This window comes from Acetomicrobium sp. UBA5826, from assembly GCF_002433005.1.
Lineage (GTDB): Bacteria > Synergistota > Synergistia > Synergistales > Acetomicrobiaceae > Acetomicrobium.
Genome location: NZ_DJHF01000017.1, coordinates 195,281 through 218,186 on the forward strand (window position 1 = coordinate 195,281; position 22,906 = coordinate 218,186).

Annotated in this window: 24 protein-coding genes and 1 tRNA gene; 3 read left to right on the forward strand and 22 right to left on the reverse strand. The window is 44.3% G+C overall.

Features of this window, described 5'->3' with window-relative positions; translation table 11 throughout:
• Window positions 1-14 precede the first annotated feature (14 nt).
• The 9 genes from B3N34_RS05360 to B3N34_RS05400 are packed head-to-tail and all read right to left on the reverse strand — an operon-like array spanning window position 15 to window position 8,424.
• Window positions 15-1,769, reverse strand: coding sequence for a V-type ATP synthase subunit A (locus B3N34_RS05360; protein WP_286975557.1), 1,755 nt, complete (start codon window positions 1,767-1,769; stop codon window positions 15-17).
• Window positions 1,756-2,046 carry a V-type ATP synthase subunit F gene (locus B3N34_RS05365; RefSeq protein WP_009201140.1) on the reverse strand — a complete coding sequence of 97 codons (291 nt, stop codon included), beginning with the start codon at window positions 2,044-2,046 and terminating at the stop codon, window positions 1,756-1,758. The genes B3N34_RS05360 and B3N34_RS05365 overlap by 14 nt, the downstream gene beginning before the upstream one ends.
• A 25-nt stretch (window positions 2,047-2,071) precedes the next feature.
• Window positions 2,072-3,109: a V-type ATPase subunit gene (locus tag B3N34_RS05370; RefSeq protein WP_213697849.1), complete on the reverse strand. Its 1,038-nt coding sequence runs from the start codon at window positions 3,107-3,109 to the stop codon at window positions 2,072-2,074.
• Entirely contained in the window at window positions 3,096-3,707 is a 612-nt protein-coding gene (locus B3N34_RS05375; RefSeq protein ID WP_286975561.1) for a V-type ATP synthase subunit E family protein, read from the reverse strand. The genes B3N34_RS05370 and B3N34_RS05375 overlap by 14 nt, the downstream gene beginning before the upstream one ends.
• Before the next feature lie 18 nt (window positions 3,708-3,725).
• Window positions 3,726-3,944, reverse strand: a complete 219-nt coding sequence (locus B3N34_RS05380) for an ATPase (protein WP_009201143.1) — start codon at window positions 3,942-3,944, stop codon at window positions 3,726-3,728.
• A complete protein-coding gene (locus tag B3N34_RS05385) occupies window positions 3,929-5,854 on the reverse strand; it encodes a V-type ATP synthase subunit I (protein WP_273002333.1) in 1,926 nt (641 codons plus the stop codon). The genes B3N34_RS05380 and B3N34_RS05385 overlap by 16 nt, the downstream gene beginning before the upstream one ends.
• Window positions 5,851-6,252, reverse strand: a complete 402-nt coding sequence (locus B3N34_RS05390; RefSeq protein ID WP_213697847.1) for a hypothetical protein — start codon at window positions 6,250-6,252, stop codon at window positions 5,851-5,853. The genes B3N34_RS05385 and B3N34_RS05390 overlap by 4 nt, the downstream gene beginning before the upstream one ends.
• Complete coding sequence (locus B3N34_RS05395) at window positions 6,242-6,709, reverse strand: CBS domain-containing protein (RefSeq protein ID WP_213697846.1); 468 nt, start codon at window positions 6,707-6,709, stop codon at window positions 6,242-6,244. Before B3N34_RS05395 ends, B3N34_RS05390 begins: the two co-directional genes overlap by 11 nt.
• On the reverse strand, window positions 6,709-8,424 hold the full coding sequence (locus B3N34_RS05400) for a WecB/TagA/CpsF family glycosyltransferase (RefSeq protein ID WP_286975566.1): 1,716 nt from the start codon (window positions 8,422-8,424) through the stop codon (window positions 6,709-6,711). The genes B3N34_RS05395 and B3N34_RS05400 overlap by 1 nt, the downstream gene beginning before the upstream one ends.
• 66 nt (window positions 8,425-8,490) lie before the next feature.
• Here B3N34_RS05400 and B3N34_RS05405 point away from each other — a divergent pair, with 66 nt between their 5' ends.
• The gene (locus B3N34_RS05405; RefSeq protein WP_273002337.1) at window positions 8,491-9,291 is read left to right on the forward strand and encodes a DUF2993 domain-containing protein; all 801 of its coding nucleotides are present in this window, start codon (window positions 8,491-8,493) and stop codon (window positions 9,289-9,291) included.
• Here B3N34_RS05405 and serS read toward each other — a convergent pair.
• The 6 genes from serS to B3N34_RS05435 are packed head-to-tail and all read right to left on the reverse strand — an operon-like array spanning window position 9,266 to window position 15,559.
• Window positions 9,266-10,546, reverse strand: a complete 1,281-nt coding sequence (gene serS, locus B3N34_RS05410; protein WP_273002338.1) for a serine--tRNA ligase — start codon at window positions 10,544-10,546, stop codon at window positions 9,266-9,268. The two genes, B3N34_RS05405 and serS, sit on opposite strands and share 26 nt — an antisense overlap.
• The gene (gene ribE / locus B3N34_RS05415) at window positions 10,539-11,030 is read right to left on the reverse strand and encodes a 6,7-dimethyl-8-ribityllumazine synthase (RefSeq protein ID WP_273002339.1); all 492 of its coding nucleotides are present in this window, start codon (window positions 11,028-11,030) and stop codon (window positions 10,539-10,541) included. The genes serS and ribE overlap by 8 nt, the downstream gene beginning before the upstream one ends.
• 44 nt (window positions 11,031-11,074) lie before the next feature.
• Entirely contained in the window at window positions 11,075-12,295 is a 1,221-nt protein-coding gene (locus tag B3N34_RS05420; RefSeq protein WP_286975569.1) for a bifunctional 3,4-dihydroxy-2-butanone-4-phosphate synthase/GTP cyclohydrolase II, read from the reverse strand.
• A gap of 27 nt (window positions 12,296-12,322) precedes the next feature.
• Window positions 12,323-12,982, reverse strand: a complete 660-nt coding sequence (locus B3N34_RS05425) for a riboflavin synthase (protein WP_286975571.1) — start codon at window positions 12,980-12,982, stop codon at window positions 12,323-12,325.
• Window positions 12,982-14,073, reverse strand: coding sequence for a bifunctional diaminohydroxyphosphoribosylaminopyrimidine deaminase/5-amino-6-(5-phosphoribosylamino)uracil reductase RibD (ribD, locus tag B3N34_RS05430; protein ID WP_286975573.1), 1,092 nt, complete (start codon window positions 14,071-14,073; stop codon window positions 12,982-12,984). Before ribD ends, B3N34_RS05425 begins: the two co-directional genes overlap by 1 nt.
• Window positions 14,045-15,559, reverse strand: coding sequence for an excinuclease ABC subunit UvrC (locus B3N34_RS05435; protein ID WP_286975691.1), 1,515 nt, complete (start codon window positions 15,557-15,559; stop codon window positions 14,045-14,047). The genes ribD and B3N34_RS05435 overlap by 29 nt, the downstream gene beginning before the upstream one ends.
• Window positions 15,560-15,655: 96 nt before the next feature.
• On the opposite strand from B3N34_RS05435, the gene cysS reads away from it, so the two are divergent.
• Window positions 15,656-17,083: a cysteine--tRNA ligase gene (cysS, locus tag B3N34_RS05440; protein WP_286975575.1), complete on the forward strand. Its 1,428-nt coding sequence runs from the start codon at window positions 15,656-15,658 to the stop codon at window positions 17,081-17,083.
• 30 nt (window positions 17,084-17,113) lie between these two features.
• Here cysS and B3N34_RS05445 read toward each other — a convergent pair whose 3' ends face one another.
• The 3 genes from B3N34_RS05445 to B3N34_RS05455 all read right to left on the reverse strand — a co-directional run bounded on the left by B3N34_RS05445 (window position 17,114) and on the right by B3N34_RS05455 (window position 18,420).
• Window positions 17,114-17,800 (reverse strand): response regulator transcription factor, encoded by a 687-nt coding sequence (locus B3N34_RS05445; RefSeq protein WP_286975576.1) that lies wholly within the window; start codon window positions 17,798-17,800, stop codon window positions 17,114-17,116.
• 15 nt (window positions 17,801-17,815) lie between these two features.
• A tRNA-Sec gene (locus B3N34_RS05450) sits at window positions 17,816-17,913 on the reverse strand.
• A 21-nt stretch (window positions 17,914-17,934) separates the two neighbouring features.
• Window positions 17,935-18,420 (reverse strand): sigma-70 family RNA polymerase sigma factor, encoded by a 486-nt coding sequence (locus B3N34_RS05455; RefSeq protein ID WP_273002348.1) that lies wholly within the window; start codon window positions 18,418-18,420, stop codon window positions 17,935-17,937.
• A gap of 46 nt (window positions 18,421-18,466) precedes the next feature.
• Between B3N34_RS05455 and B3N34_RS05460 the strand changes: the two genes are divergently transcribed.
• Window positions 18,467-19,300 (forward strand): HesA/MoeB/ThiF family protein, encoded by an 834-nt coding sequence (locus tag B3N34_RS05460; protein ID WP_286975578.1) that lies wholly within the window; start codon window positions 18,467-18,469, stop codon window positions 19,298-19,300.
• On the opposite strand, the gene B3N34_RS05465 is transcribed toward B3N34_RS05460, so the two are convergent.
• From B3N34_RS05465 to B3N34_RS05480, 4 genes are all read right to left on the reverse strand, one after another.
• On the reverse strand, window positions 19,301-20,140 hold the full coding sequence (locus B3N34_RS05465) for a purine-nucleoside phosphorylase (RefSeq protein ID WP_213697805.1): 840 nt from the start codon (window positions 20,138-20,140) through the stop codon (window positions 19,301-19,303). It abuts the gene before it with no gap.
• 6 nt (window positions 20,141-20,146) lie between these two features.
• Complete coding sequence (locus B3N34_RS05470; protein ID WP_286975581.1) at window positions 20,147-21,337, reverse strand: phosphopentomutase; 1,191 nt, start codon at window positions 21,335-21,337, stop codon at window positions 20,147-20,149.
• A gap of 21 nt (window positions 21,338-21,358) precedes the next feature.
• On the reverse strand, window positions 21,359-22,258 hold the full coding sequence (locus tag B3N34_RS05475; protein ID WP_286975582.1) for a tyrosine-type recombinase/integrase: 900 nt from the start codon (window positions 22,256-22,258) through the stop codon (window positions 21,359-21,361).
• A gap of 108 nt (window positions 22,259-22,366) precedes the next feature.
• Window positions 22,367-22,906: an NUDIX hydrolase gene (locus B3N34_RS05480; protein ID WP_286975584.1), complete on the reverse strand. Its 540-nt coding sequence runs from the start codon at window positions 22,904-22,906 to the stop codon at window positions 22,367-22,369.

Here is a 22,906-nt window from a genome sequence, read left to right on the forward strand (position 1 = left end):
ACTACACCCTTCATCTATATAAGATCTGATAATTCCTCTTTCAGCTTTTTAATATATGAAGTCAAGCTGTTTTCGTAATCTTCAGTATTTTGAGATCTTAATTTCATTAAGTCCGCAACAAAAGCAAATTGAGAATCTATCTGTTCGAACAACACCCCGCTATTAAGAGCCCCTCTTATCTGTTCATCTAACAACTTTAAAGTGTTTAACATAACAAGCTGTCTGCCAGAATCACAATAGGCGTCGTTCGGATCAAAGGCGTTCTGCTGCAGATAGAATATGTTTATCAGCTCCGACAATTTAAGTATCCACTTTTCTTCCTCGGTAAGCCCGTCTCTGCCCACGATCTGAACCATCTCCTGCAAAGACTTGCCGTCATGTAATATGTTGAAAACAAATTCTCGCAAGGGAACCCAATCTTCGGATATTTCCCTTGTAAAATAACGATCTAGGTTCTCGTGATATAAAGAGTAACTTTGAGCCCAATTGATGGATGGAAAATGCCTTTTTGTAGCCAGCCCCTTATCCAGAGCCCAGAAACACCCTGAAAGGCGTAACCCCGATTGCGTAACGGGCTCGGAAAAATCGCCTCCCGGGGGTGATATAGCGTTTATGACGGATATTGAACCGTTGCGCTGAGGGCTGCCAAGGGGCACCACATTTCCGGCACGTTCATAGTAACGGGCCAACCTAGAGGCTAAATAGGCGGGATATCCCTCTTCTCCCGGCATTTCTTCAAGTCGGCCTGAAATTTCTCTCAACGCTTCAGCCCACCTGCTGATGGAATCCGCGATAATTGCCACATTGTACCCCATATCGCGATAATATTCGGCGATTGTCATTCCCAGGTATATACTTGCCTCCCTTGCGGCAACAGGCATGTTGGACGTATTTGCAATCAGTATCATTCTGTCCATCAGGGGTATTCCCCTGCGTACATCCGTTAACGAAGGGAACTCCTCGAGAACTTCCGTCATCTCGTTACCGCGTTCCCCACAGCCAATGTAAATCACTATGTCCGCATTGGCCCACCTTGCTATGGATTGTTGTGTAACTGTTTTACCCGTCCCAAATCCACCAGGAATCACAGCTGTTCCCCCCAAAGCGAGAGGAAAAAAAACGTCCAATATGCGAGTCCCCGTCAACAACGGCTTGTCTAAATCGAGTTTTCTGCCGACCTTTCGGGGTGTTCTTATATTCCACCGCTGAAACATCTTAACTGTCGTTTCACCGATTTTACATATTACATCGTCCACAACATACTCGCCCTTCGGTGCCATCCAACTGATCGTGTTGTCTTTGCCCCTAAAATCCAAGGGGGCCATTATAAAATGTTTGATGCCCTTTTCTTCAACTTCTCCCAATATATCCCCTGGTCCAACGTCATCTCCCCTCTGCAGGCGGGGTATAAAATACCACTTTTCGCTGTCGTCTACGGCATCGATATGCGTGCCTCTGGATATATAGGGCGACTTTTTGCCAAGCCTTTCAAGAGGGCGTCCTATGCCGTCTAATACCTGTCCCAATAACCCGGGGGCTAACTTCATAGATAACAACTCTCCGGTAAATATCGTATGGTCGCCAATTTGAAGGCCCGTAGTATCCTCATATACTTGAATATCAGCGACATCCCTTCTGACGCGTACCACTTCGCCAAGCAACCTTTCGCTGCCTACATACACAACTTCATATATGGAGGTATTGGCAAAACACGTAGATGTGACGACTGAACCGGAAATTCCCTTAATATATCCCCTATTGTCCTGCAACTAGGCTCTCCCCTTCTCGTAATAACGTTGGAAATTTTACCCATGCAGGAGCAACTGAGCGTTCTGCTAAGATTCGAAGCCTTAGTGGCATTCTGGCAAACCAATCTTCCTCCACGACGATCACAGCTACATTCTCCGACATGAGTTCTCTCCATATCAAATACACATCATTGGGATTCTCGCATATTACGGATCTGAAACCGAATAATCTCCATAGATCAGTAAAGATCTCCTTGCCTAAGGCGATTACTTCGAATTCATCGGTTATATCTTTCATAATAATAAAATTCCTCCCAAAAAGATCACTTTACAGGGATTAGCCGGCCTATGATTTCATCTGGATGTAAACCAAAGGCAATTCCTATGGCAATCATGTTTAAGTTGCTCCACTCCGCCAAAGCTTTTGCAATATATCCAAAAGGAACTTCGAAACCGAGAGGATCCCTGCGAAAAAGCGATACTTGCCATATCCAAAATTCCTTTTGGAGATGCCATTGAAATTCGTGAAACGTCATAAAAGCCCCTTTGCTTATTGCCCTTCGCCATGGAGTACCCTGTACGGCTTCAGTTATAACTTTAGCCTTTGACAAAACTTTATCGTCAATCCACGATCCTCCTGGCAAATATCCTACGCGAGTTTCTTTCGTCTGCATTCCGGCTCTTTCATGGATCCAAAGATTTAAGTTCCAAAGATCAACTAGCCTTCCCAAAAATTCTTTAGCTATTGCACCGTTCTTATTTTGATATTTAGAAATAACGTCCTGATGGTATTTCAGATAATTTAATAGCAGTACTCTTTCGGCATTAACTAAATTTCCCGTGCTCTGCAAAGTTACCAAAGCCTCATCTAATATCATCCCATAGGGATCACCATACAAATAAATCCATTTTCTGGCTGAACTAATGTCATCTGCCTCCCAAACGTTCTTAAAAAAATCCCTTGAAAGATTCCCATATAAATGCCATAGGTATTCCTCCGACTGACCGCTCCTATCGCTAGCAAATCGTCTTAAAATTATGCGAAAGTTATGAAGATCTCCCCTGCTTAATATTACAGACATCAATTCATGAGGTTCCCCTTCTGCTTTTAAATGAGCTGATCTTAAACGCTTTGTTATCTCGAACATTATTGCAAGCTCGATCTTGCGCAAGGGCGAAAAAAGCGAAGAAAGTATCTGGGAACGGTAACTTTCGCTGTAACGGCCCTCTAAAAATTCCGATTCCAAAGCCTTAAAGTCGCCTCGAGCTAGGGCGCACAGCTCATCCCATTTATAAAATCTGGCCGCCCTCGCTCTGAGGGCGGCACATAAGTAGCTATAATTTTCGCTATGCCCTCTCAATCTCCTCCAGAAGAGGAGACATGATCTCCCCAATCCTTTGTCGGACGAGGGGTGTGAGTTTCCCAAATCGACTTTTGATTGTATTTTCGACAATTCTTTCACCTTTTTCGTCGACCACTATGGGCCCTCCCCAAAAGTCGGAGTTGCCAGCGAATACAATGCTGTAGAATTTCGACAAACCTTTAGCTATCCCCTCTTCCTCTCTAGAGAGTTGAACCGTAATCTTATCGTCTGATATTGCTTCAACCGCTTCGTCGATGAGGGCTTTTAGCATCTTGGCGTAATGTGATTGTTCTTTTCTGGCATCTTCCGTCCTTTGTTTGACCCTCTCTTCGATGGAACAAAAAAGTGCGTTTGCTTCTCTGTTTATTATATCCTTTCCCAACTTAATTGCCTTAAGCCGAAAGAGGGTCAAACGCTCCTGTACTATCTTTGAATGAAGCTTTTCGATCTCACCCATTTCCCTTTCAAGTTTCAACATTTTAGAGGCAGCTATATCGGCCAATTCTTCCTCTATCCGTCGCTTATAGTCCTTTATGCGTTCATCATATTCCCATTTTAGGTTTTCCTTAAATTTATTGAGTTCGTTTAAATCCATGGACGGCCTCTTCGGTTCTTATCCTAATTGCAATATCAGCATTATAGCTACAACAAAACCTAATATTACCATAGTTTCAGGAATGGCCTCAAGTATTATCATTATGGCAGACGTTTCGGGCTTCTCCGCAACTGTCGCAGCGCCGGCACTTCCTATTTTCGCCTGAGCGTAAGCTGTAGCTAAGGCCGGAATCCCTACTGCCAACGCGGCAGCCAGCCCTATTAAGGCTTTCTCCAAGCGGTTCCCCTCCTTCGTTTAATAGGTCTATACTGCTTACCTTTGCCTTCGTAAAATTTACCAAAAAACTCGACATAATGTAAACGGGCCGAGTGCAATACCGATCCAGCTATAGCTATTATTAAATTAAGCAAGTGTATCAGGACGGCCAATAAAATTCCAAAAAAAGTCACTCCCAACACATCCACGAACTTTGTCGCTACCATAGCCAATATGGCAGAAGATAAACCTATAGCCGCAATTCTTATATAACTTAATACGTTACCCACAGAACCAATGGTTTCCACAAATCCCGACAGATTTCCTCCTTTAATCAATAATGCAAGGCCGGTCACCAGAAGTGCAACGACAAAAGGTACCAGGTTGAGCTCAATTAAATTAAAGTAACCGACTACAAACAATACGATCCCCAGCAGCGTAAACAACGTTCCCAATCGCTCATATGTATGATGTCTGTTCTTGTATTTGACTCCTTCATATGCCCCCAAGGCCAAACCTAAGATAACGTGCGCAACACCCAAAGAAACGGTAAAAACCATGACAGGAATGATGCCATGCGTTCTCTCAACCCATAGAGGTTCCATATGAAATAACCTGTGGCCAAGATCACCAAAAAATTCCCCATATAGGAATCCCCATATGATGCTCATTACCGATATGTTTATAAGTATCTGCGAAACGCCTTTAAGGATCGGATTTTTCCACCTGAATGCCTTTAAGCTAAACAAGCCGATAAGGAGAAAAATCAAGCCATAGCCAATATCGCCAATCATACAACCGGCAAAAAGAGGAAAAAATATGGCTATAAAGGCAGTAGGATCCGTACTTTTATAGCCGGGCATGGGCATTAATTTAAGAAACAGTTCAAATGGTTTGGCCCATCTTGGATTGTCCAGTAAAATGGGCACTTTAGGCCATTCACGCGGCTCGGGTGATCTCCATGTAATTAAAACTCTCTCTCCAAACCTATTTTTCAGCGATGATTTTACCTTCTCGAACTCCGACGACGGTATCCATCCCGTCAAGGTAAAAATTTCCCCTTCGCTCGATAGTCTATTTTCTAAAATTAAAGACTCCAACCTGTCATCAATTAATATATATAAAGCCGCTAAACGGGGACCCCACTCTTCTTTCGTCGAATCCAGCGTCTTCTTCGCTCGCTCCAACCTCTCCGGCAACCACTTAAGTTCCATTTGGGCCGCCATAGGGGATTCTATTGCAGACTCACCCACAATTGTCTTGGGCATAGTGTAGGAAATACATCCGAATTCGTCCATAATTTCATGAACAGCAGAGATTTTATCCTGATTCACACTAAGGGCCATTATAGAGATGTTTTCTCCCTGGGAAAGCAACTTGTGGTTAAAATAAGGCCTTTCCACAACAGGAGTCGCGGAACGAATTTTCCTTTCAAGCTTTTTCAGTAACCCGCTTATCTTGCCAGTTTCTACCAGCCAAAAGGATATTGCTTTCCCTCTTTTTTTCTCCTCAGTAAAAAAGTTATAGAAATGGTTAGCTATATAATGAACCTGCTTAAGGGCAAAAATTGATTCCTCAAATGCCCTAATCTCGTGAGCCATTTCAGATAGGCGCCCCTTAAATTCCACTAGACTTTTTTCTATTTCGTCTAAGGCTGCCATATCATCTAGATGAACAGCATTCCCTATAGATTCCACGAGATCCTGGGGCAGGCTACTCCAATCGTTCCAACCAAGATCTTCTAAAAGGCCCAATATGCCAGCCCGCAAAAATTTCATCTTTTCGACCATTGGTTCATCGGCTATTTGCCTGTATTCGACGGCCTCTTCGATTTCCACGTGAAAAACCCCAAGGTCACGAATATGCTCTATCAAATCTTTGCTGTCCCTTTGCAGGCCTATTATCTTGAGATGGATCATTTCTGCTATCAAATTTCATTCATACCCCTTTTCCAATCCTCAATATTGCCTTCCTCTCCGCTTCCCCTGTCAAGGTTTGGCCATAAATCCTGCGATATTTCCGATATAATGGCATCTATTAGGCCGGGCTTATCTATTTTACCCGTCATATCCTTTGCCAAATCCTGATATTTTGTTTCCAGCTCGCGAGCCTGAAGCAAAAGAGCCTCCTCTTCTTTTTTGAGCTTTTGTCTGAAGAGCTCCATCCTCTTATCATACATTTCCTGAATTTTCTTTAAGGTTTCCTCTCTGGTTTTGTTCGCTTCGGCTATCCTCTGCTTATATTCAATTTCCAGTAAATTTTTGAAGGACTCCAACTCTTCAGCTAAATCACCGTGGATTCCGTCCTTTTCCCCATCCTTACTGTTCACCCAAAACCCCTCCCTCCATGAGAAACTCGCAGAAAGCACTTCTGTCTATTATCCCAATATATTTCCCATCCTTTGCCACAGGAAGCCTCTTGATCCTTTTTCGAATCATCAAATCCGCAACGCTCATCAAACTCGCAGAAGGGTCTACACTTATGACTTCTCTTGTCATGAATTCTTCGACTCTTCTCAGGCCGATATCATGTATCTTGTCAAAAAGGGATAATTCCCCATTATTGCTTAAAAATGTCGATGAGGTAATGGATTCAAGATAGGTTGGGAGGGCCGCTTTCAAGATGTCGCTTTCGGAGATAAAGCCAACCAAATACCAATTCCCTTCTATAACTGGCACGCCTGTAACTTTATGAATATAAAACATTTTCACGGCATCTATAACCAAATCGTCTTTCGACAAAACCGTTAGATCTTTTTGCATCACCTCTTGAGCTTTTATGGCCATTAATCCATCCTCCTATTGCATAACCCCAACTTTGTCAAAAATACCAATACCACGAACAGGGGCAATCTCATTATGCGCTTTAGCCTCCACGGTTCCTGTATCGTCCGGTACAACCACTCTAAGCCCAATCTTTGCCAGGCAACAGGAGCTCTCTTTAAACGTCCCGAGATCACGTCAAAACTTCCGCCCACCCCTATTGCAATTACACCCTTTAAATGCTTCAAGTTTCGATAGATCCATATTTCCTGCTTGGGCACCCCAAGGCCGACGAAAAGTATCTTGGCCCCGCTTTCGTTGATCAATTTACAAATATCAGAATCCCTCTCCTCAGAAAAGTAGCCATGATGAAAACCTGCTATTTTTAGGTTTGGGTAGCTTTCATTGAGGCGCGCCGAGGCCTTTTCGACCACATCTTTGCTGCCCCCCAGTAAGAATATGGACATACCCCTGTTTTCTGCCATTTCACACAAATCGTTCATAAAATCGATGCCGGCTATTCGTTGCTGTATTCTCACGCCCAATAACCTAAATGCCCAGACTAACCCCATTCCATCCGGCAAAGACAAATCGGCGGATTTTACAGCTTCTCTAAGCTCATAATCGTGTCTCGATCTTTCGGCAACTAAAGCATTGGGGGTAACGATCATGTAACTTTTATCATCTTCTTGACTTGCCCAGAATATCACTTTATTTAAGACATAATCCAAAGAGACGTTATCGACGAATATACCCCATAAAGATGGTCTGCGCTGATCCTTGGGTGCAGCATTTTTTGCGACATAAATCAGAAATGCCACTATTCCTGCCGCAAGAACGGTCATTGATATTTTCAACCCCCATGGCGATGGGACAAGCTGAAACAAAGCCACCGAGGTTCCTATGGTCATACAAAAAGCCGCGACCAACCTCACAGCCTGAGGGTGATCTATGCCTCGAGACACTAATTTTTCATAAAGAGAGACATTTCTCCAGCGGGCACTATCGGCAAAAGCCTTTCCAACAAAACCGAGAGAGGCTTCCATTAGCGGCAATGCAAATAGCGACAGAGGCAGCAAAATAGTCGCAAAAGTAACGCCCTTGCTAACCCCTATGAGGGATGTACCGGCAATAAGGGTAGACCAAAAATACACCAACGGATAGCCTAACCTCCGATAAGTATGGCCAATCCTACTCCAAAATATAAGACAGAGCGATATCCCGGCAAAGGAAATCCACATAGAATCTTTTAAGCCTTGGTCCAAAAAGAAACTGACACCCCATAAAAGCACCCACGTTATAGCCATCAGGTGCCCTGATAATCCCGATATTTCATCGACCTCTGACAAAAAAGTCTGGCACAATAGCAACCAAGTCGCCGTAGCAATTATTGCCACACCTGAAGACAGATAGAAAAAATTTTCATTGCCCAAAGTTATGAATTGTATTCGCGGCCCCTCAAGGGCAAATGCTATAGCTAAGGCAATCTTCAAAAAAGGCCAAAACGGTGAAGAATACAACCTTTCCGCAGTAGCCACAACTGCGAAAATAATCCCAAAAGCCATTATAATGGAGGAGGTTTTTGTCCCAATTACAAGGGACAATAAAGACATGCTGGCAATCATAAGCATATCTCTTGTATAATCCCATTGGTCAGTCGTCAATCGTCTTTTTGTGATTTTTTCAAAGATCAAGCAAGCCAAAGCCGTAACTGCGATCAAGAGATAATCTGTGTCCATCTGAGATACACTCCTCCTTCGACTGGTTTGTTTATTAATTTTATCATGAAAGGGTCGGTGTATAGAATGAAGTTAAAGAAAAAAACAATTTCTTCAATATTTAGAAGTTTTTTAAAGATTTGTCTAGCCTGCTCGATAATAACCCTTATTTTGCCCTTCAATCGAGCCTACGGTTCATCGGTAGAAAAACTTGCGACGGCCTTCACTAAAGAACTTACTCCAGAGCAAGCTATTATAATCGTCGACAACCCACCGACGGATGACGGATATGTGGGTCATTTGTATGTAAACTTAAAGGGGGCAGTTTTAGAAGGTTTAAGGATCGATGAAATATCACTCGAAGCAAAGGACGTATACTTTAACCCTCCAGCAAAATGGGATGAAAAACTGCGCCCCCAAAAAGTAGCAGAAGTATCATTTGAAGCCCGATTGCTTGAGGACGACATAAATAAAGCTTTAAAAGAATACGAACTAAAGGACAAAAAATGGAGCAACTTCAAGTTCGATTTGAGAGATGGCCAGATTGTCGCCATTGCTGTCTACGAGCAACCCCTGCTTCTTTTTAAACTCAACGTGCTGGTCAAGCTATCGGGTAAACTGGAAGTAGTCGATAAAGATAAGATATATTTGGTAGATTACAAACTTTACGCTGACGGCTTCCGACTTCCCGAACAGGCGACACGCGATCTCGTTGAAAATGTACAACCACTTCTTGACTTCAGTGAGTTTATGTTTCCCGTTAAACTGGACTCTGTCTATAATGACGAAGAAGCCCTATTTATACGCACTAAAGGAAAACCTGAACCATTTGACAATGCCCACCAATGGACTTACTCCTTAGCTAGCGAAAGTGCCGTATCTCGGTAAGTCCTTTCATATAAGGTACCAATGCATCGGGGATTTTGATCGATCCATCGGCCTGCTGATAATTTTCCATTATCGCTATGAGACACCTGCCAACGGCTATGCCTGAGCCATTTAAGGTGTGAACGAAGCGTGTTCCCTTCGCACCCCGAGGTTTATAACGCGTATTCATGCGTCTGGCTTGAAAGTCTTCGCAATTACTGCAAGAACTGATTTCCCTGTATGTATTTTGAGAGGGCAACCATACCTCCAGGTCATAGGTCTTGCTGGCAGCAAATCCCATATCGCCGGTACACAAACATACGACGCGATAGGGAAGTCCTAGTCTTTTCAACACCTCTTCTGCATTTTGAGTGAGCTTCTCCAATTCATCGTAACTCGTCTCCGGCGTGCATATTTTTACAAGCTCTACTTTATCAAATTGATGTTGTCGAAGCATGCCCCTCACATCCCGACCGTGACTGCCTGCTTCTCTTCTAAAACAAGGCGTGTATGCAGTATAATAAAGGGGCAATACGTCTTCATCCAAGATTTCTTCGGCGTGCATATTGGTAAGGGGGACTTCGGCTGTAGGAATCAGCCATAAGTCATCGCTGTCGCAATGGTACAGATCATTGGCAAACTTTGGCAATTGTCCCGTTCCCGTCATGGTTTTCGAGTTCACGAGGAAAGGGGGTTCAAATTCCAAGTAGCCATGTTCGCGCGTGTGCAAGTCCAACATGAAATTTATAAGCGCCCTAGCCAGACGCGCTCCATATCCTTTCAATACTGTAAACCTGCTTCCCGCCAACTTTATGCCGGCCTCAAAATCCATCAAACCCATCTTTTCGCCCAGTTCCCAGTGAGGTTTGGGCTCAAAGTCAAACTTTGGCAGTTCACCCACAGAACGCACTACAACATTATCTTCATCCGATTTGCCGACAGGAACGGATTCATGAGGCTTATTAGGGATCTGGAGCAATAAATCTCTAAGATTTTCTTCGATATCCTGAACTTCTTTGTCCAGGACTTTGATGTCTTCGTTGATATTTCTTATTTCTTCCATCAAGTCAGAGGGGTCTTCGCCCTTAGATTTTAATTTAGCGACCTCTTTGGATCCTTCGTTCCTTTTTGCTTTTAAACCCTCTACCTCAATTAACTTCTGTCTGCGCAAAGAATCCAGATCTAAAAGTTCATCAAGAGGATATTCGTAGCCTCTGTTTTGGAGCATCCTCCTTGCCTCATCCGGATTTTCTCTGATCCATTTGATATCAAGCAATTTGAGTACCACCTTTCTGATTACGTATCTGAGAGAGCAAATTGACCATTTCTAAAGCCGCCAAAGCAGCTTCTGCGCCCTTATTCCCGGCCTTGCTGCCTGCCCTGAGCAAGGCTTGCTCCAGATTGTCGCAGGTGAGCACGCCAAAAACAACTGGTATTCGTTGTTCCAGTGCAATCTTTGCCAAGCCCTTCGAGACCTCTGAGGCCACGTAATCGAAATGAGGAGTATCTCCTCGAATAATTGCCCCTAAAGGGACAACTGCGTCGTAGTCGCCCGATAGGGCCAGTTCCTCGGCTATCAAGGGCAACTCCCAAGCACCGGGAACCCAATATAAATCGACATCCTGCGGTCTGACACCGTGCCTGAATAAAATATCCTTGGCCCCTTCGATTAATTTATTTGTTATCAACTCATTAAATCGAGAGGCCACCAATGCTACCCTTTGGCCTTCTCCTATAAGATTGCCCTGAAGAACACGCATGACATCATCCTCCTAAGTTATTGTTATAGATCTCGGTCTTCTATTCAATCAAATAGATGCCCCAGTTTTTCTTTTTTAGTCTTTAGATAATTTAAGTTATAGGAGTTTGGCTCTACCTCGATAGGTACCCTCTCGATAACCTCCAAGCCATATCCCTCTAAACCAATAACTTTTTTGGGATTATTAGTCATTAGGCGCAGCTTTCTTACCCCTAAATCGAAAAGTATCTGTGCGCCAACGCCATAGTCCCTTAAATCGGGGCTCACTCCAAGCTTAATATTGGCCTCAACAGTATCCAATCCCTTTTCCTGAAGTTCATATGCCTTCAGCTTTTTATATAACCCTATTCCCCTGCCCTCTTGTCGCATATAAAGCACAATACCTTTTCCTTCCTGTTCTATCATCTGCATTGCCCTATGAAGTTGTGGCCCACAATCGCACCTCAAGGATCCAAAAACATCTCCCGTAAGACATTCGGAATGAACTCGCACCAACACTTCATCGTCTTCCTTTATATATCCTTTAACAAGAGCTATATGCAACCTGTCAGGATCATCGTCCAATATCCATCTATAGGCATGGGCAACGAATTTACCATACTCGGTGGGAAGATCCACAGTAGAAACCCTCTCAACGAGCTTCTCCCGTAAGTGTCTATAGCGTATTAAACTCTTTATAGTCGTTATTTTGAGCCCGAATTTTTTGGCAAATTCAATTAACTGGGGCAACCTTGCCATGGTGCCGTCATCGTTCATTATCTCGCATATTACCCCAACCGGCTCTAAACCTGCAAGTCTTGCCAAGTCCACCGCAGCTTCAGTGTGGCCAGCTCTTTTTAATACTCCACCCCTTCTGGCTATAAGGGGAAACATATGGCCGGGACGGCGAAAATCCGAGCTTTTAGCGCATGGATCCGCCAGGAGTTGGGCAGTGACAGCTCTATCTTCAGCGGATATCCCCGTCGTTGTACCATTTTTCGCATCGACGGAAACGGTAAAAGCTGTGCCGTGAGGGTCCGTGCTGTGCGTAACCATGGGCTCTAAATCCAATTGTCTTGCCCTTTCCTCCGTCAGGGGAACGCATACCAACCCCCTTCCGTATTTGGTCATAAAATTGATGGACTCCGACGTAACCTTCGAGGCCGCCATGAGCAAATCCCCTTCGTTCTCTCTGTCCTCGTCGTCTACAACAATTATCATCTTACCCTCTTTGATAAGATCGATGGCTTCTTCCGGTGAAGCGAAAACCTCATCTGACAGGGCCATTTTTTCCATTCCCCCTTCCATTTTCCATTAACTCCAACCGTAACGAGCTAATTTTTCCCATGTTAAATCATTTTTTTGTCTTTCTCCGCTACCGCTAAGCGGACCCCTTAAAAACCGTTCTATATATTTGCCTATTATATCCGTTTCAAGATTCACCATATCCCCTACCTTGAGATCGCCAAGGGTCGTAAGCTTTAGCGTGCTTGGAATGACACCAACAGTAAATAAATTTTCTTCAACATCTATAACCGTCAAACTAACTCCATCGACGGCAATGGATCCCTTTGGGAGAATATAACGAATCAGAGAAGGGTCGGCTTTAACTCTCAACACGATAGTCTCCGTCTTCCTCGATATCCCGCTTACAAAACCAACACCTTCCACATGACCCAGCACTATATGACCACCCAGGCGATCACCTACTTTTAAAGCCCTCTCTAAGTTTACTTTATCAAAGGGCTTTAACATGCCCAACTTGGTTACAGTAACTGTTTCTCCCATCATTTCAGCTACAAAACAGGAGCGTTCTCTTTTGACGACGCTTAAACATGCACCCGAGACAGAAACGGATTCGTTTAGGGCAAGTTCCCCTGAAATCTCTGGAGCTTCAATAGTCAAGTTCGTTACATCGCCACGCCTATCCAGGGACAACACTATGCCAATTGTTTCGACTAAGCCCGTAAACATTACATATCGACCTCCAAAAAGAGATCATCGTCCAGTTTCTTCATACCCCGTATCCTTCCAATGGGAATTTCGGACATCGATATTAAGGATAATCCCGAAAAGGCGCCCTTCCCTCGGCCCATTATCTTGGGAGCGTAGAAAAGAGCCATCTCATCGAACAACCTAGCATCAAAAAAAGAAGATAGCACATTTGGCCCACCCTCGACCAGCAAATAGTGCACGTCCATAGAGGGCAACTTGTAGACCATTTCCTTTATATCCAGGAACCCTCGGGAATCGGTAGGAATCTGCATTACCCCTGCCCCTCTCGAAATTATCTCCTCCACCTTCTGAGGGGAGGAGCCTTTGGATGTCACCACTAAAACATCGCCCTCTTTAAACACCTTGGCGTTGATAGGAATTCTTAAATGTGTATCCAAGATGATCTTAAGGGGGTGTTCTCCGTCTACATATCTTACGGTCAACTCCGGGTCATCTTTCAATATTGTCCCTATTCCTACGAGGACGGCATCCGCTTCGGCACGAAGCAAGTGAGATCGTTTGAGAGAGCTTGGCCCAGTTATCCAACGGCTGCTTCCGTCCGAAAGAGCTACATCGCCATCCAAACTCATTGCAGCTTTCAAGGTAATCCATGGCCTACCCTCTTCAAATACTTTTAAAAAACCTCTGTTCAGCCATCTCGCCTCATCGCTGAGCATGCCGGAGACAACCTCCACACCATGCGAACGAAGATATTCAACCCCTCTTCCCCTGACCTTGGGAAAGGGGTCTTCCGTTGAAATGAACACCCTTTTTATTCCCTTTTCAACTATCAAAGGAGCGCAGGGAGGGGTGCGACCATAATGTATACACGGTTCTAAATTTACGTAAAGCGTTGCCCCTCTGGACATATCCTTGGCCATTGACAAGGCCATGACCTCAGCATGTGGAGATCCGGGGCATCTATGAAAACCCATGCCAACAATTTTATCGTCCTTGACAACTACACAACCGACCCTCGGATTTGGGCTTGTCCTGCCTGTCCCCCTTCTGGCCAAGCTGAGCACAATACGCATATAATATTCATGTTGTCTTTTTTCCGATGCTTTCATTATCATTATCACCTTTTAAATACATAAGAATATGCCTTGCCAACCTTGGTCCGATATTGTCTACCCTTTCCAATTCCTCCGGAGTTTTAGAAGCTATGTGAGATACGCTGCCAAAAGCAGCGAGAAGAGCTGCCGCTCTTCTTTTTCCCACTCCGGGAATGTCTTCCAGGGCCGAACGACTATAGCGTTTACTGAATTTGTTGTTGTGCGACGAAAGGGCAAACCTGTGAGCCTCATCTCTGATCCTTCTGAGAAGATTCAACCCCGGGTCATCCAAAGGGAGCTTCAGAGGACTCCTGGTGTTGGGCAAATAAAGCTCTTCTTCCTCTTTGGCCAAAGCAACTGCATAAATGTTCTCTATTCCCAGTTCGTTTAAAGCCTTCAAAGCAAAAGAAAGCTGTAGCGCGCCACCATCTACCAATAGAAGTTGGGGCAAAGGCATGTTTTTCTCTATGAGCGACGAATATCGCCTTCGGACTATTTCCTCAATTGAACGAAAATCATCTATTCCCTCCACCGTTTTAATGACATAACGACGATATAAAGAAGGATTTGGCATACCCTGTTCGAAAACCACAAAGACTCCATAGGTCTCCCTTCCAGACAAATGGGAAATGTCGCATCCTTCTATTCTCCAAAGGGGGGAGCCTATACCCAAGATTTCCTGCAGCCTTTCGAGGGCTTTCCAAATCTCTTTATCCAAAGGATCTCGAAGGGCAAAAGAGATCTGTTGTCTGCTTAAACGCCAAAGGGCCCTTATTGCATCTCTATAGAAGGCCGCCTTCTCAAAAGCAAGAGATTCCACGGCTTCATTCATTTTCTTTCTGAGGCTTTCAACCAGTGCACTTGTTTGCCCCCTCAAGAAGAGTATTACATCATCGACCAATTCCTGATATTCCCTTTGAGTGCAAAGACCCGCACATGGTCCAAGGCATTTACCCATGTTGTACCTGAGACAGGGTCGACTTTGGACGGGAGCTTCCTTCAAATTCAAACTGCAGTTTCTCAAAGGAAAATAACGCTCCATAAGTCTCAAGACCTGTCTAAGTTCCTTTACTCTTGTATAGGGGCCGAAGTAAGTGGAGCCATCATCGGTCTTATGTCTGGTTATCTCCACTTTGGGGTAGGGATCCCTGGTAATTTTTATATAGGGATAACGTTCTCCCATTTTAAGTTCTATATTGAAAAAAGGTTGATAATGCTTTATCAAACGGGCTTCAACAATTAGGGCTTCTGCCTCCGTTTCCGTCCTTATGAAGGATATGTCTCTGATTAGCTCCACGAGCTTTCTCAATCTTGGGGAGGCAAACCCATTATGTCGAAAATATGACGAAACTCTTTTTTTCAGGGACTTAGCCTTCCCAACATACAATATCTTGTCTTCTTCGCCGTGAAATATATAAACCCCCGGCCTGTTCGGAAGGTTTCTTACCTTTTCAGATAAATAAGTTGGCACGCTTTGTTCGACTTCTTTTTTTCTGGGCATCTTATATTTTTCCATCTACCTCCGGGCTTCCTAATTCTTTGTTCTTATTATAGGATTATTATTGGGATTTTGTCATATAAGAAGGGAGAGAGCAACATGGGTTTAGTATTATATAACGACCTTACGCGACGTAAGGAGGAGTTCGCTCCTGTAAGTCCGGGCAAAATCGGCTTTTACGTTTGTGGCCCAACCGTTTACGATTACATACACATCGGTAACGCAAGACCATTTGTCGTCTTCGATGCGCTGAGACGATACATGGAATACAAGGGTTTCGAGGTCATTTTTGTGCAAAACTTCACGGATATAGATGACAAGATGATCAATAAAGCTAATCAACTCGGAATAACCGTCAAAGAACTAGCCGAACAATTCATAGAGGCCTATTTCGAGGACATTATACCATTGGGAGTAAGGCAAGCTACAATACACCCAAAAGCTACAGAGCACATTGACGACATCATTCGGCTCATATCACGCATTATAGAAAATGGGCATGCTTATATCATAGACGGTAACGTTTACTTCGATGTCAAAAGCTATCCCAATTATGGAAAGTTGTCCGGTCAAAGCTTGGAAGAACTCCAGGCAGGGGCAAGAATTGAAGTTGACGAAAGAAAAAGACACCCTCTTGATTTTGTCCTATGGAAGGCCAAAAAGGAAGGCGAGCCCTGGTGGGACAGTCCTTGGGGTCACGGAAGACCGGGATGGCACATAGAATGCAGTGCCATGGCTATGAAATATTTAGGTGATACCATTGATATTCACGGAGGAGGAAGTGATCTAATCTTTCCGCATCACGAAAACGAAATTGCCCAAGCAGAGGCGGCAACGGGTAAACAGTTTGTTAGATTCTGGATACACAATGGTTATCTATTGATAAACAAAGAAAAGATGTCCAAATCTCTAGGCAACATTCTCACCGTACGCGAGATTAGGAAGAACTTCCAACCCTTGGCCGTAAGGCTTTTCATATTGGCTGCCCACTACAGAAGTCCCCTCGATTTCTCGGAGGACTCTCTCATTCAGGCCACAAAAAGCCTGCAGCGACTTCGCAATTGTTATTCCGATCTCTTGTTTTATATGGAGCGAAGCCAAGAAAAAAATACTCCCGATACGTGGCTCGAGGATGTCGTAAATAATGGTTACAAGAGGTTTTGCAACGCCCTGGACGATGATTTCAATACGGCCGGAGCGTTGGGAGCGGTCTTTGAAGTCGTCAGAGATCTGAATAATTATTTGAAGGAAAATGAGACACTAGATAAACAGGCCTTGATCAAGTCCAAGGATTTTTTTGAAACCGTTGAGAACATATTAGGAGTTATTGGAATAAATACGATAGGAGAAGAGTTTGCCGGAACATTATCGAGCAGTGAGATCGAAGGGCTCATAAAAGAAAGGGAGGCGGCGAGAAAAAAACGGGATTTCGCAAGGGCAGATGCGATACGGAACGAACTGGCCTCTAAAGGGATAATATTGGAAGACACTCCTCTAGGTACGCGTTGGAAAAAGAAAGAACAATGATAGAGAGGTTTGCACCCTCAAATATTACAATTACTGCGTTTTGCCGAGGGTTTCGTAAAATTGGTCGGGGCTGTATTGAGCAAGCCCCGCCTTCCACGCAAAAACGGCGGCCTGCGTTCTGTCGGAAAAATCGAGTTTCTTCAGAATGCGACTGACGTGGTTTTTAACGGTTTTTTCGGACAAAAACATTATCTTAGCGATGTTCTGGTTTGAAAAGCCCTGGGATAACCAATAGAGGACTTCCATCTCCCGTGGAGTAAGGTGATCAAGTTGAGCTGTATCTTTCTCGATTAGCGAGACAGGTTTTTTGTATGTCTCAAATCTTGGATCATTATAAGGATCGGCCTTGGCCACGTTACGAATTGCCGACAAAAGATCCTCTGCATTGGAAGATTTCAGTATACACCCATATATGCATGACTTCCTCAGATTCTGCAATCTATCGTGATAATTATTCTCTTTGGAAGTCAACAAAACACACCTGAAGGGCGCAAACTCTTTGGAGAGTTCGGGGATGGGTCCAATGCTACCTTTATCCAGAAGCTCATCGTCATACACAATGACATCTGGGCGCAGGGAACTAATAACATCCCGCATCTCTTCAGCACGGCATATCTCTCCCACCACCGAAATATCCATTTCCAACTCCAATACACGCTTTATGCATTCACGATATAATCTATGCCTGTTTGCGATGACTACTTTAATAGTCTGCATTAGGTTAATCCTCCTTGGCGGAGGCGCGTGGGAATCGAACCCACCCGGGCCAGCCCTCACTGACCCACACCAGATTTGAAGTCTGGGGGCCGCACCAGCGACCAACCGCCTCCTCGATCCCTTAAATCTTATAGTCATTCCCCTTCCTTGTCCAGTTTCATTAAAAGCCTTGCTTTCTTCCTGACCCTTGTTATGGCATTCTCCATCTTTTTGTACGGCCATGACAAAAGATTCGCAGCGTCTGCGATGTTGCCGCTGATTAGGAGGGCCCTTAAAGCCTCCCTCTCCATTGACGTCAACAAATCGAACAGATCTTTCAAAAATTCCTTTTGTTTCAACTTCTCATCCACGTCCAAATCGTCCGATACTTCCGCTGCTGCGTCCAAAGAAACGTAATCCTTCGTCTTGTTTTTTCTCAAGTAGGATATCATGGCATTACGGACGCAGGTTCTTGCAAATGCGGGAAAATGCCCTCTATTTTCATCATATTTTCTAATAGCGTGATATAATCCTATATAACCTTCTTGAACCAAATCTTCTTTCAAATGTGGGTCGCCGTTAGACAGCATAGAAGCCATCTTCAACACTAGAGGCATATAATTGACAAATATTTTGTTCAACCCAATAATGCTCCTTTCATTTCATTGCCGATAGGAGGTCTGATATATGATGACGGATATTATAGAAAAACTGAAGGCCGAAAGCTACAGAAAGAACGATAACGTCGTTATTCCTTTTGAATCTATAAAAATTATATCGGAGGAATACAAGACGCCCGTCAAATCGATAGAAATAGAGCTTCTCGAAAACGGCTTAATTCCCGAACGTTACGAGAGAAACATTGGCACTTACGGAATATCCGGACAACTCATTTTATTGAAGAGCAAAATCCTTATAGTAGGCTGTGGCGGCTTAGGTGGGTGGAACATAGAAATATTGGCACGAGCAGGCATTGGATATCTCCGATTGGTAGATGGCGATCGTTTCGAACCACACAACCTAAATAGGCAAATCATTGCAACCGAAAATGATCTATATAAACCCAAAGCTCTTGTTGCTGCCAAAAGGGTTAAAAATATAAACTCCGGGATTGAAGCGGAAGCCTGTTCGTGCATGCTCGACGAAAGTACGGCCCAAGGGTTGGTGGATGGAATGGATCTAGCTATAGACGCTTTGGACAACAACCGCTCCAGATTCCATCTTTTCCAAGTCTGCAAAGAAAAAGGAATACCTGTCGTTCACGGTGCCATAGGAGGATTTGTGGGACAACTGAAGGTGGTCATGCCTGGAGAGTCGCATCCCTTGGAAGCTTTAGGTAACGACGCTCCAGACAAAGGAATAGAGGTAAAACTCGGCAACCCTCCCCAAACACCAGCCTTAATAGCTACTTTGCAAGCCAACGAAGCTATTAAGCTACTTTTAAAAAAAGAGGAGTTATTGACGGATCATCTGTTGTGGATCGACCTCGAGCACAACGAATGGATGCGTTTGAAATTATGATTACTCTTTGCATGCCTTCCCGCTACAGTAATTGCAAAGACCACGTAAAAGGATCTTTAATTTTTTAGATGCTTTTTTCATTTCTTCCAACACTTCTTCATGGGTTAACGGTTTGGCCTCCATCCCTGCAGCATAATTCGCAACGCATGAAATGGCACATACTCTCATGCCCATCTGCCTCGCCACCATGGCTTCCGGAACGGTAGACATGCCCACCACATCTGCTCCCATTATTCGTGCCATTCTGATCTCAGCAGGAGTCTCAAAAGAAGGCCCGCTGAAGGCTATGTATACACCCCGTTTTAACGATATGCCGTTATCGGACGCTATTTTTTCGCAAAGCTTCATTAATTCTTCATCGTAAAGAAAGGTCATATCCGGAAACCGCGGCTCAAAACCATCTAAATCTTTTCTTCTCAAAGGATTGACGCCCATGAAGTTTATGTGATCATATGTCAACACCAGATCGCCCGGAGACAGCCCGTAATTGATTCCTCCGGAGGCGTTGGTCAATATTAGAGTTTTCACACCAAGCATGCCGCAAACGCGTACAGGAAAAGTCACTTCATCCATGGAATAGCCTTCGTAATAGTGCACCCTCCCATTCATCGTTACGACGTAATTTTTACCTATATTTCCGCAGACCAGCTGCCCGGCGTGGCCGGGAACAGTGGATTCGGGCCAAAAGGGAATGTCTTTGTAGGGTATTACTATCGAACTTTCAATTTCTTCGACGAAATCGCCAAGACCGGAACCCAAGACTATAGCCATCTCTGGAGTTTTTGGAATATTTTCCTGCAGAAAATTCACTGCTTCAACTATTTTTTCCCTGTATGTCAAGAATGCTCACTCCTCATTATGTAATATCGAGCGCTTTAAGATCTCAGGAGCCAAAGATATGCCATCCAATTCCCTACCATCAACTCCATAAATATCCGCCAAAGTCTTCCCAAGACAACAAAATCCGTTGCAGGTCCCGAAGTTTCCTGGGCGAACCATGTCCCCATAGAATAGCAATGGAACATATTCTCTACTATGGTCAGTGCTTTTCGTGAGCGGATCATTACCATGATCGGCAGAGATAATTAATAAGTCAGTCGGTCGCATGCCCTCTATAAATGTCACGAGCCAATCGTCGAACTTGAGCAAAGCTTTAGCATAACCGGGAGGATCATTGCGATGACCGTATTTCATGTCGAAGTCAATTAAATTGCAAAATAGCAACCCGTTAAAGTCTCTATCTTGGTACTCCTTGAGGTATTCCATACATTCATCGTTATTAGAGCAGTGAATTGGCTTCGTGATGCCGCGATTGGCGAAAATGTCGTCGAGCTTGCCTAAAGTTATAACGTCATAACCGCTCATCGACAGCTTGTCAAGAAGCGTGTCCTTAGGCGGGGGGAGCGAAAAATCCCTTCTACGCGGTGTTCTGTAAAACTTCCCAGGAGTTCCTGCAAAGGGCCTAGCTATAACGCGAGCCACGCCATTTGGACCATGCAGTAAATTACGCGCTATCCTACACCATTCGTATAAGGTTTCAACGGGTACTACATCTTCATGCGCAGCAATCTGAAAGACGCTATCCGCAGACGTATAGACTATGGGGTAACCGGTCTTCAGATGTTCCGGACCGAGATCTTCTATAATTACCGTTCCCGAAGCGGGATAATTGCCCAAGATGTCTCTACCGATTGCTTTTTTAAAGCTTTCTATTACTTCGTTTGGAAAACCTTTTGGGAAAGTTGGAAAGGGTTTGGTTAAAATAATTCCTGACAGTTCCCAATGCCCCGTCGTCGTATCTTTGCCAGCCGAAAGCTCGCGCAGCCTTCCAACAGCTGCCAAAGGAGGCCACATGGCGGCCGTTCCTGGCAAATCGACAATTAAGGGCAACCCCAATTTACCGAGGTTAACCAAATTAATGCCTCCCATAGCTAAAGCCACATGATAGGCAGTATTGCTGCCTTCATCACCGTAACAATTCGCGTCAGGAGACTCTCCTATGCCGTACCCGTCTAGAATTATTATAAAAGTCCTCAATGGAAAACCTCCAATCATGGGTTAAGCTCTGGGATGGCATTTATCGTATATGTCGCGTAGCTCCAAATCAAGATGAGTATATCGTTCCGTAGTTGATATTGAAGCATGGCCTAAAAGTTCCTGTAGTGTTCTTAGATCCAGTCCCCGCCTCAACATATGAGTAGCCAGCGAATGACGCAACACGTGGGGATGAAGCCTTACGGACGGTATTCCTGCTGTCTTTCCTCTTCGCCGAATAATCCTCCACAGGTCCTCTCTATGCAGTTTTCTTCCCGTCCTTGTCAAAAATAACCAACGTTCTTCTCTCCTGTTGAGAAGTGGCCGTATGGCATCGACATAATGTCTCAACTTTTCTTTCACGGAACCAAGTAAAGGAACTACCCTTTCCTTATCGCCTTTTCCTATCACTCTAAGGGTTCCGGCACGCCAGTCTATATCTTCAAGGGCTAGAGAACAAACCTCTGAGGCTCTTAATCCACAACCGTAAGCCAATTCAAACAAAGCTTCATCTCGCCCCCCAAGAACAGATCCGTCTCTGCAGGAGGAAATCAGGCGCTCTATTTCTCCTTCGCTCAAAATTCGAGGCAACTTTTGCTCCTTAGAGGGCAATGATGGCAACCACTGTTCGCCGTCAACCCACCCTTCTATGGTCAGATAGCGATTCCAAGATCGTATAGCCGCGGCATATCGCTGCAGGGAAGCTTTGGATTTTCCTTCCGATGCCATCGCCTTTAAAAAACGTGACATATATTCGTGCCTGGGAGGGATTGGATCCAGATTTTGATTGCTGCAAAACTTGATCCATTTGGCTATATCGGTCATGTAAGCTTCTATGGTGTTTTCGCTATAACCCCTTTCCAGGCGTAGGTAGCCTGCAAAGTCGCGGACCAGCTTATGACTTTCTTCAGGCACCTCTATCATCTCCCTTTAAAATAAACCTACGCCCCCTATGTTCAAAGGGCGTAGGTTTATTTTACATTAAAATTGAGCCTAAAAGCTCTTTTCTCCGGGATAAGGGATTGCAAATAATCATTGATCCCTGCGACGATTCAGATACCACATTAACGCTGCAAAAGTTTTTGCGTCCTCAATTTTTTTGTCTTCGATAAGGCGTTGGCACTCTTTAGGAGCAACTATCACCTTTTCTATTATTTCATCTTCATCGCCATCTAACTTAGAAGGAAATATTTCCGTTGCATAGAAAAGATGAATTATCTCGTTCGCAAAACCGGGAGAAGAGTAAAAACTAGCGATGTGTTCTATATTTCTCGCATCGTATCCAACCTCTTCCCTAAGTTCGCGCTTTGCCGTCTCCGCTGGCGATTCTCCTTCTTCCATTATCCCGGCAGGTACTTCCAGCAACTCTCTTCCTGTCGCATATCTGAATTGGCGAACTAACACAATTTCGCCTTTGTCATTAACAGCCAGAATTGCCACCGCCGGAGCATGTTTGACCACTTCTCTTCTGGTTACGTGGCCATTGGACAACCTTACTTCATCGACGCTTAATTTTACTATCTTTCCACTATAAACTTCCCTAGAAGATATACATTGCTCGTCTTTATCCAT

What these genes read in the sequence shown, in the direction of transcription:
- B3N34_RS05365 (WP_009201140.1), bottom strand. Translation starts at nt 2,046, where the DNA reads ATGAAAGATATAACCGATGAATTCGAAGTAATCGCCTTAGGCAAGGAG.
- B3N34_RS05375 (WP_286975561.1), bottom strand. Translation starts at nt 3,707, where the DNA reads ATGGATTTAAACGAACTCAATAAATTTAAGGAAAACCTAAAATGGGAA.
- B3N34_RS05395 (WP_213697846.1), bottom strand. Translation starts at nt 6,709, where the DNA reads ATGGCCATAAAAGCTCAAGAGGTGATGCAAAAAGATCTAACGGTTTTG.
- B3N34_RS05400 (WP_286975566.1), bottom strand. Translation starts at nt 8,424, where the DNA reads ATGGACACAGATTATCTCTTGATCGCAGTTACGGCTTTGGCTTGCTTG.
- B3N34_RS05405 (WP_273002337.1), top strand. Translation starts at nt 8,491, where the DNA reads ATGAAGTTAAAGAAAAAAACAATTTCTTCAATATTTAGAAGTTTTTTA.
- ribE (WP_273002339.1), bottom strand. Translation starts at nt 11,030, where the DNA reads ATGCGTGTTCTTCAGGGCAATCTTATAGGAGAAGGCCAAAGGGTAGCA.
- B3N34_RS05420 (WP_286975569.1), bottom strand. Translation starts at nt 12,295, where the DNA reads ATGGCCCTGTCAGATGAGGTTTTCGCTTCACCGGAAGAAGCCATCGAT.
- B3N34_RS05425 (WP_286975571.1), bottom strand. Translation starts at nt 12,982, where the DNA reads ATGTTTACGGGCTTAGTCGAAACAATTGGCATAGTGTTGTCCCTGGAT.
- ribD (WP_286975573.1), bottom strand. Translation starts at nt 14,073, where the DNA reads ATGAAAGCATCGGAAAAAAGACAACATGAATATTATATGCGTATTGTG.
- B3N34_RS05435 (WP_286975691.1), bottom strand. Translation starts at nt 15,559, where the DNA reads ATGCCCAGAAAAAAAGAAGTCGAACAAAGCGTGCCAACTTATTTATCT.
- cysS (WP_286975575.1), top strand. Translation starts at nt 15,656, where the DNA reads ATGGGTTTAGTATTATATAACGACCTTACGCGACGTAAGGAGGAGTTC.
- B3N34_RS05445 (WP_286975576.1), bottom strand. Translation starts at nt 17,800, where the DNA reads ATGCAGACTATTAAAGTAGTCATCGCAAACAGGCATAGATTATATCGT.
- B3N34_RS05460 (WP_286975578.1), top strand. Translation starts at nt 18,467, where the DNA reads ATGATGACGGATATTATAGAAAAACTGAAGGCCGAAAGCTACAGAAAG.
- B3N34_RS05475 (WP_286975582.1), bottom strand. Translation starts at nt 22,258, where the DNA reads ATGATAGAGGTGCCTGAAGAAAGTCATAAGCTGGTCCGCGACTTTGCA.
- B3N34_RS05480 (WP_286975584.1), bottom strand. Translation starts at nt 22,906, where the DNA reads ATGGATAAAGACGAGCAATGTATATCTTCTAGGGAAGTTTATAGTGGA.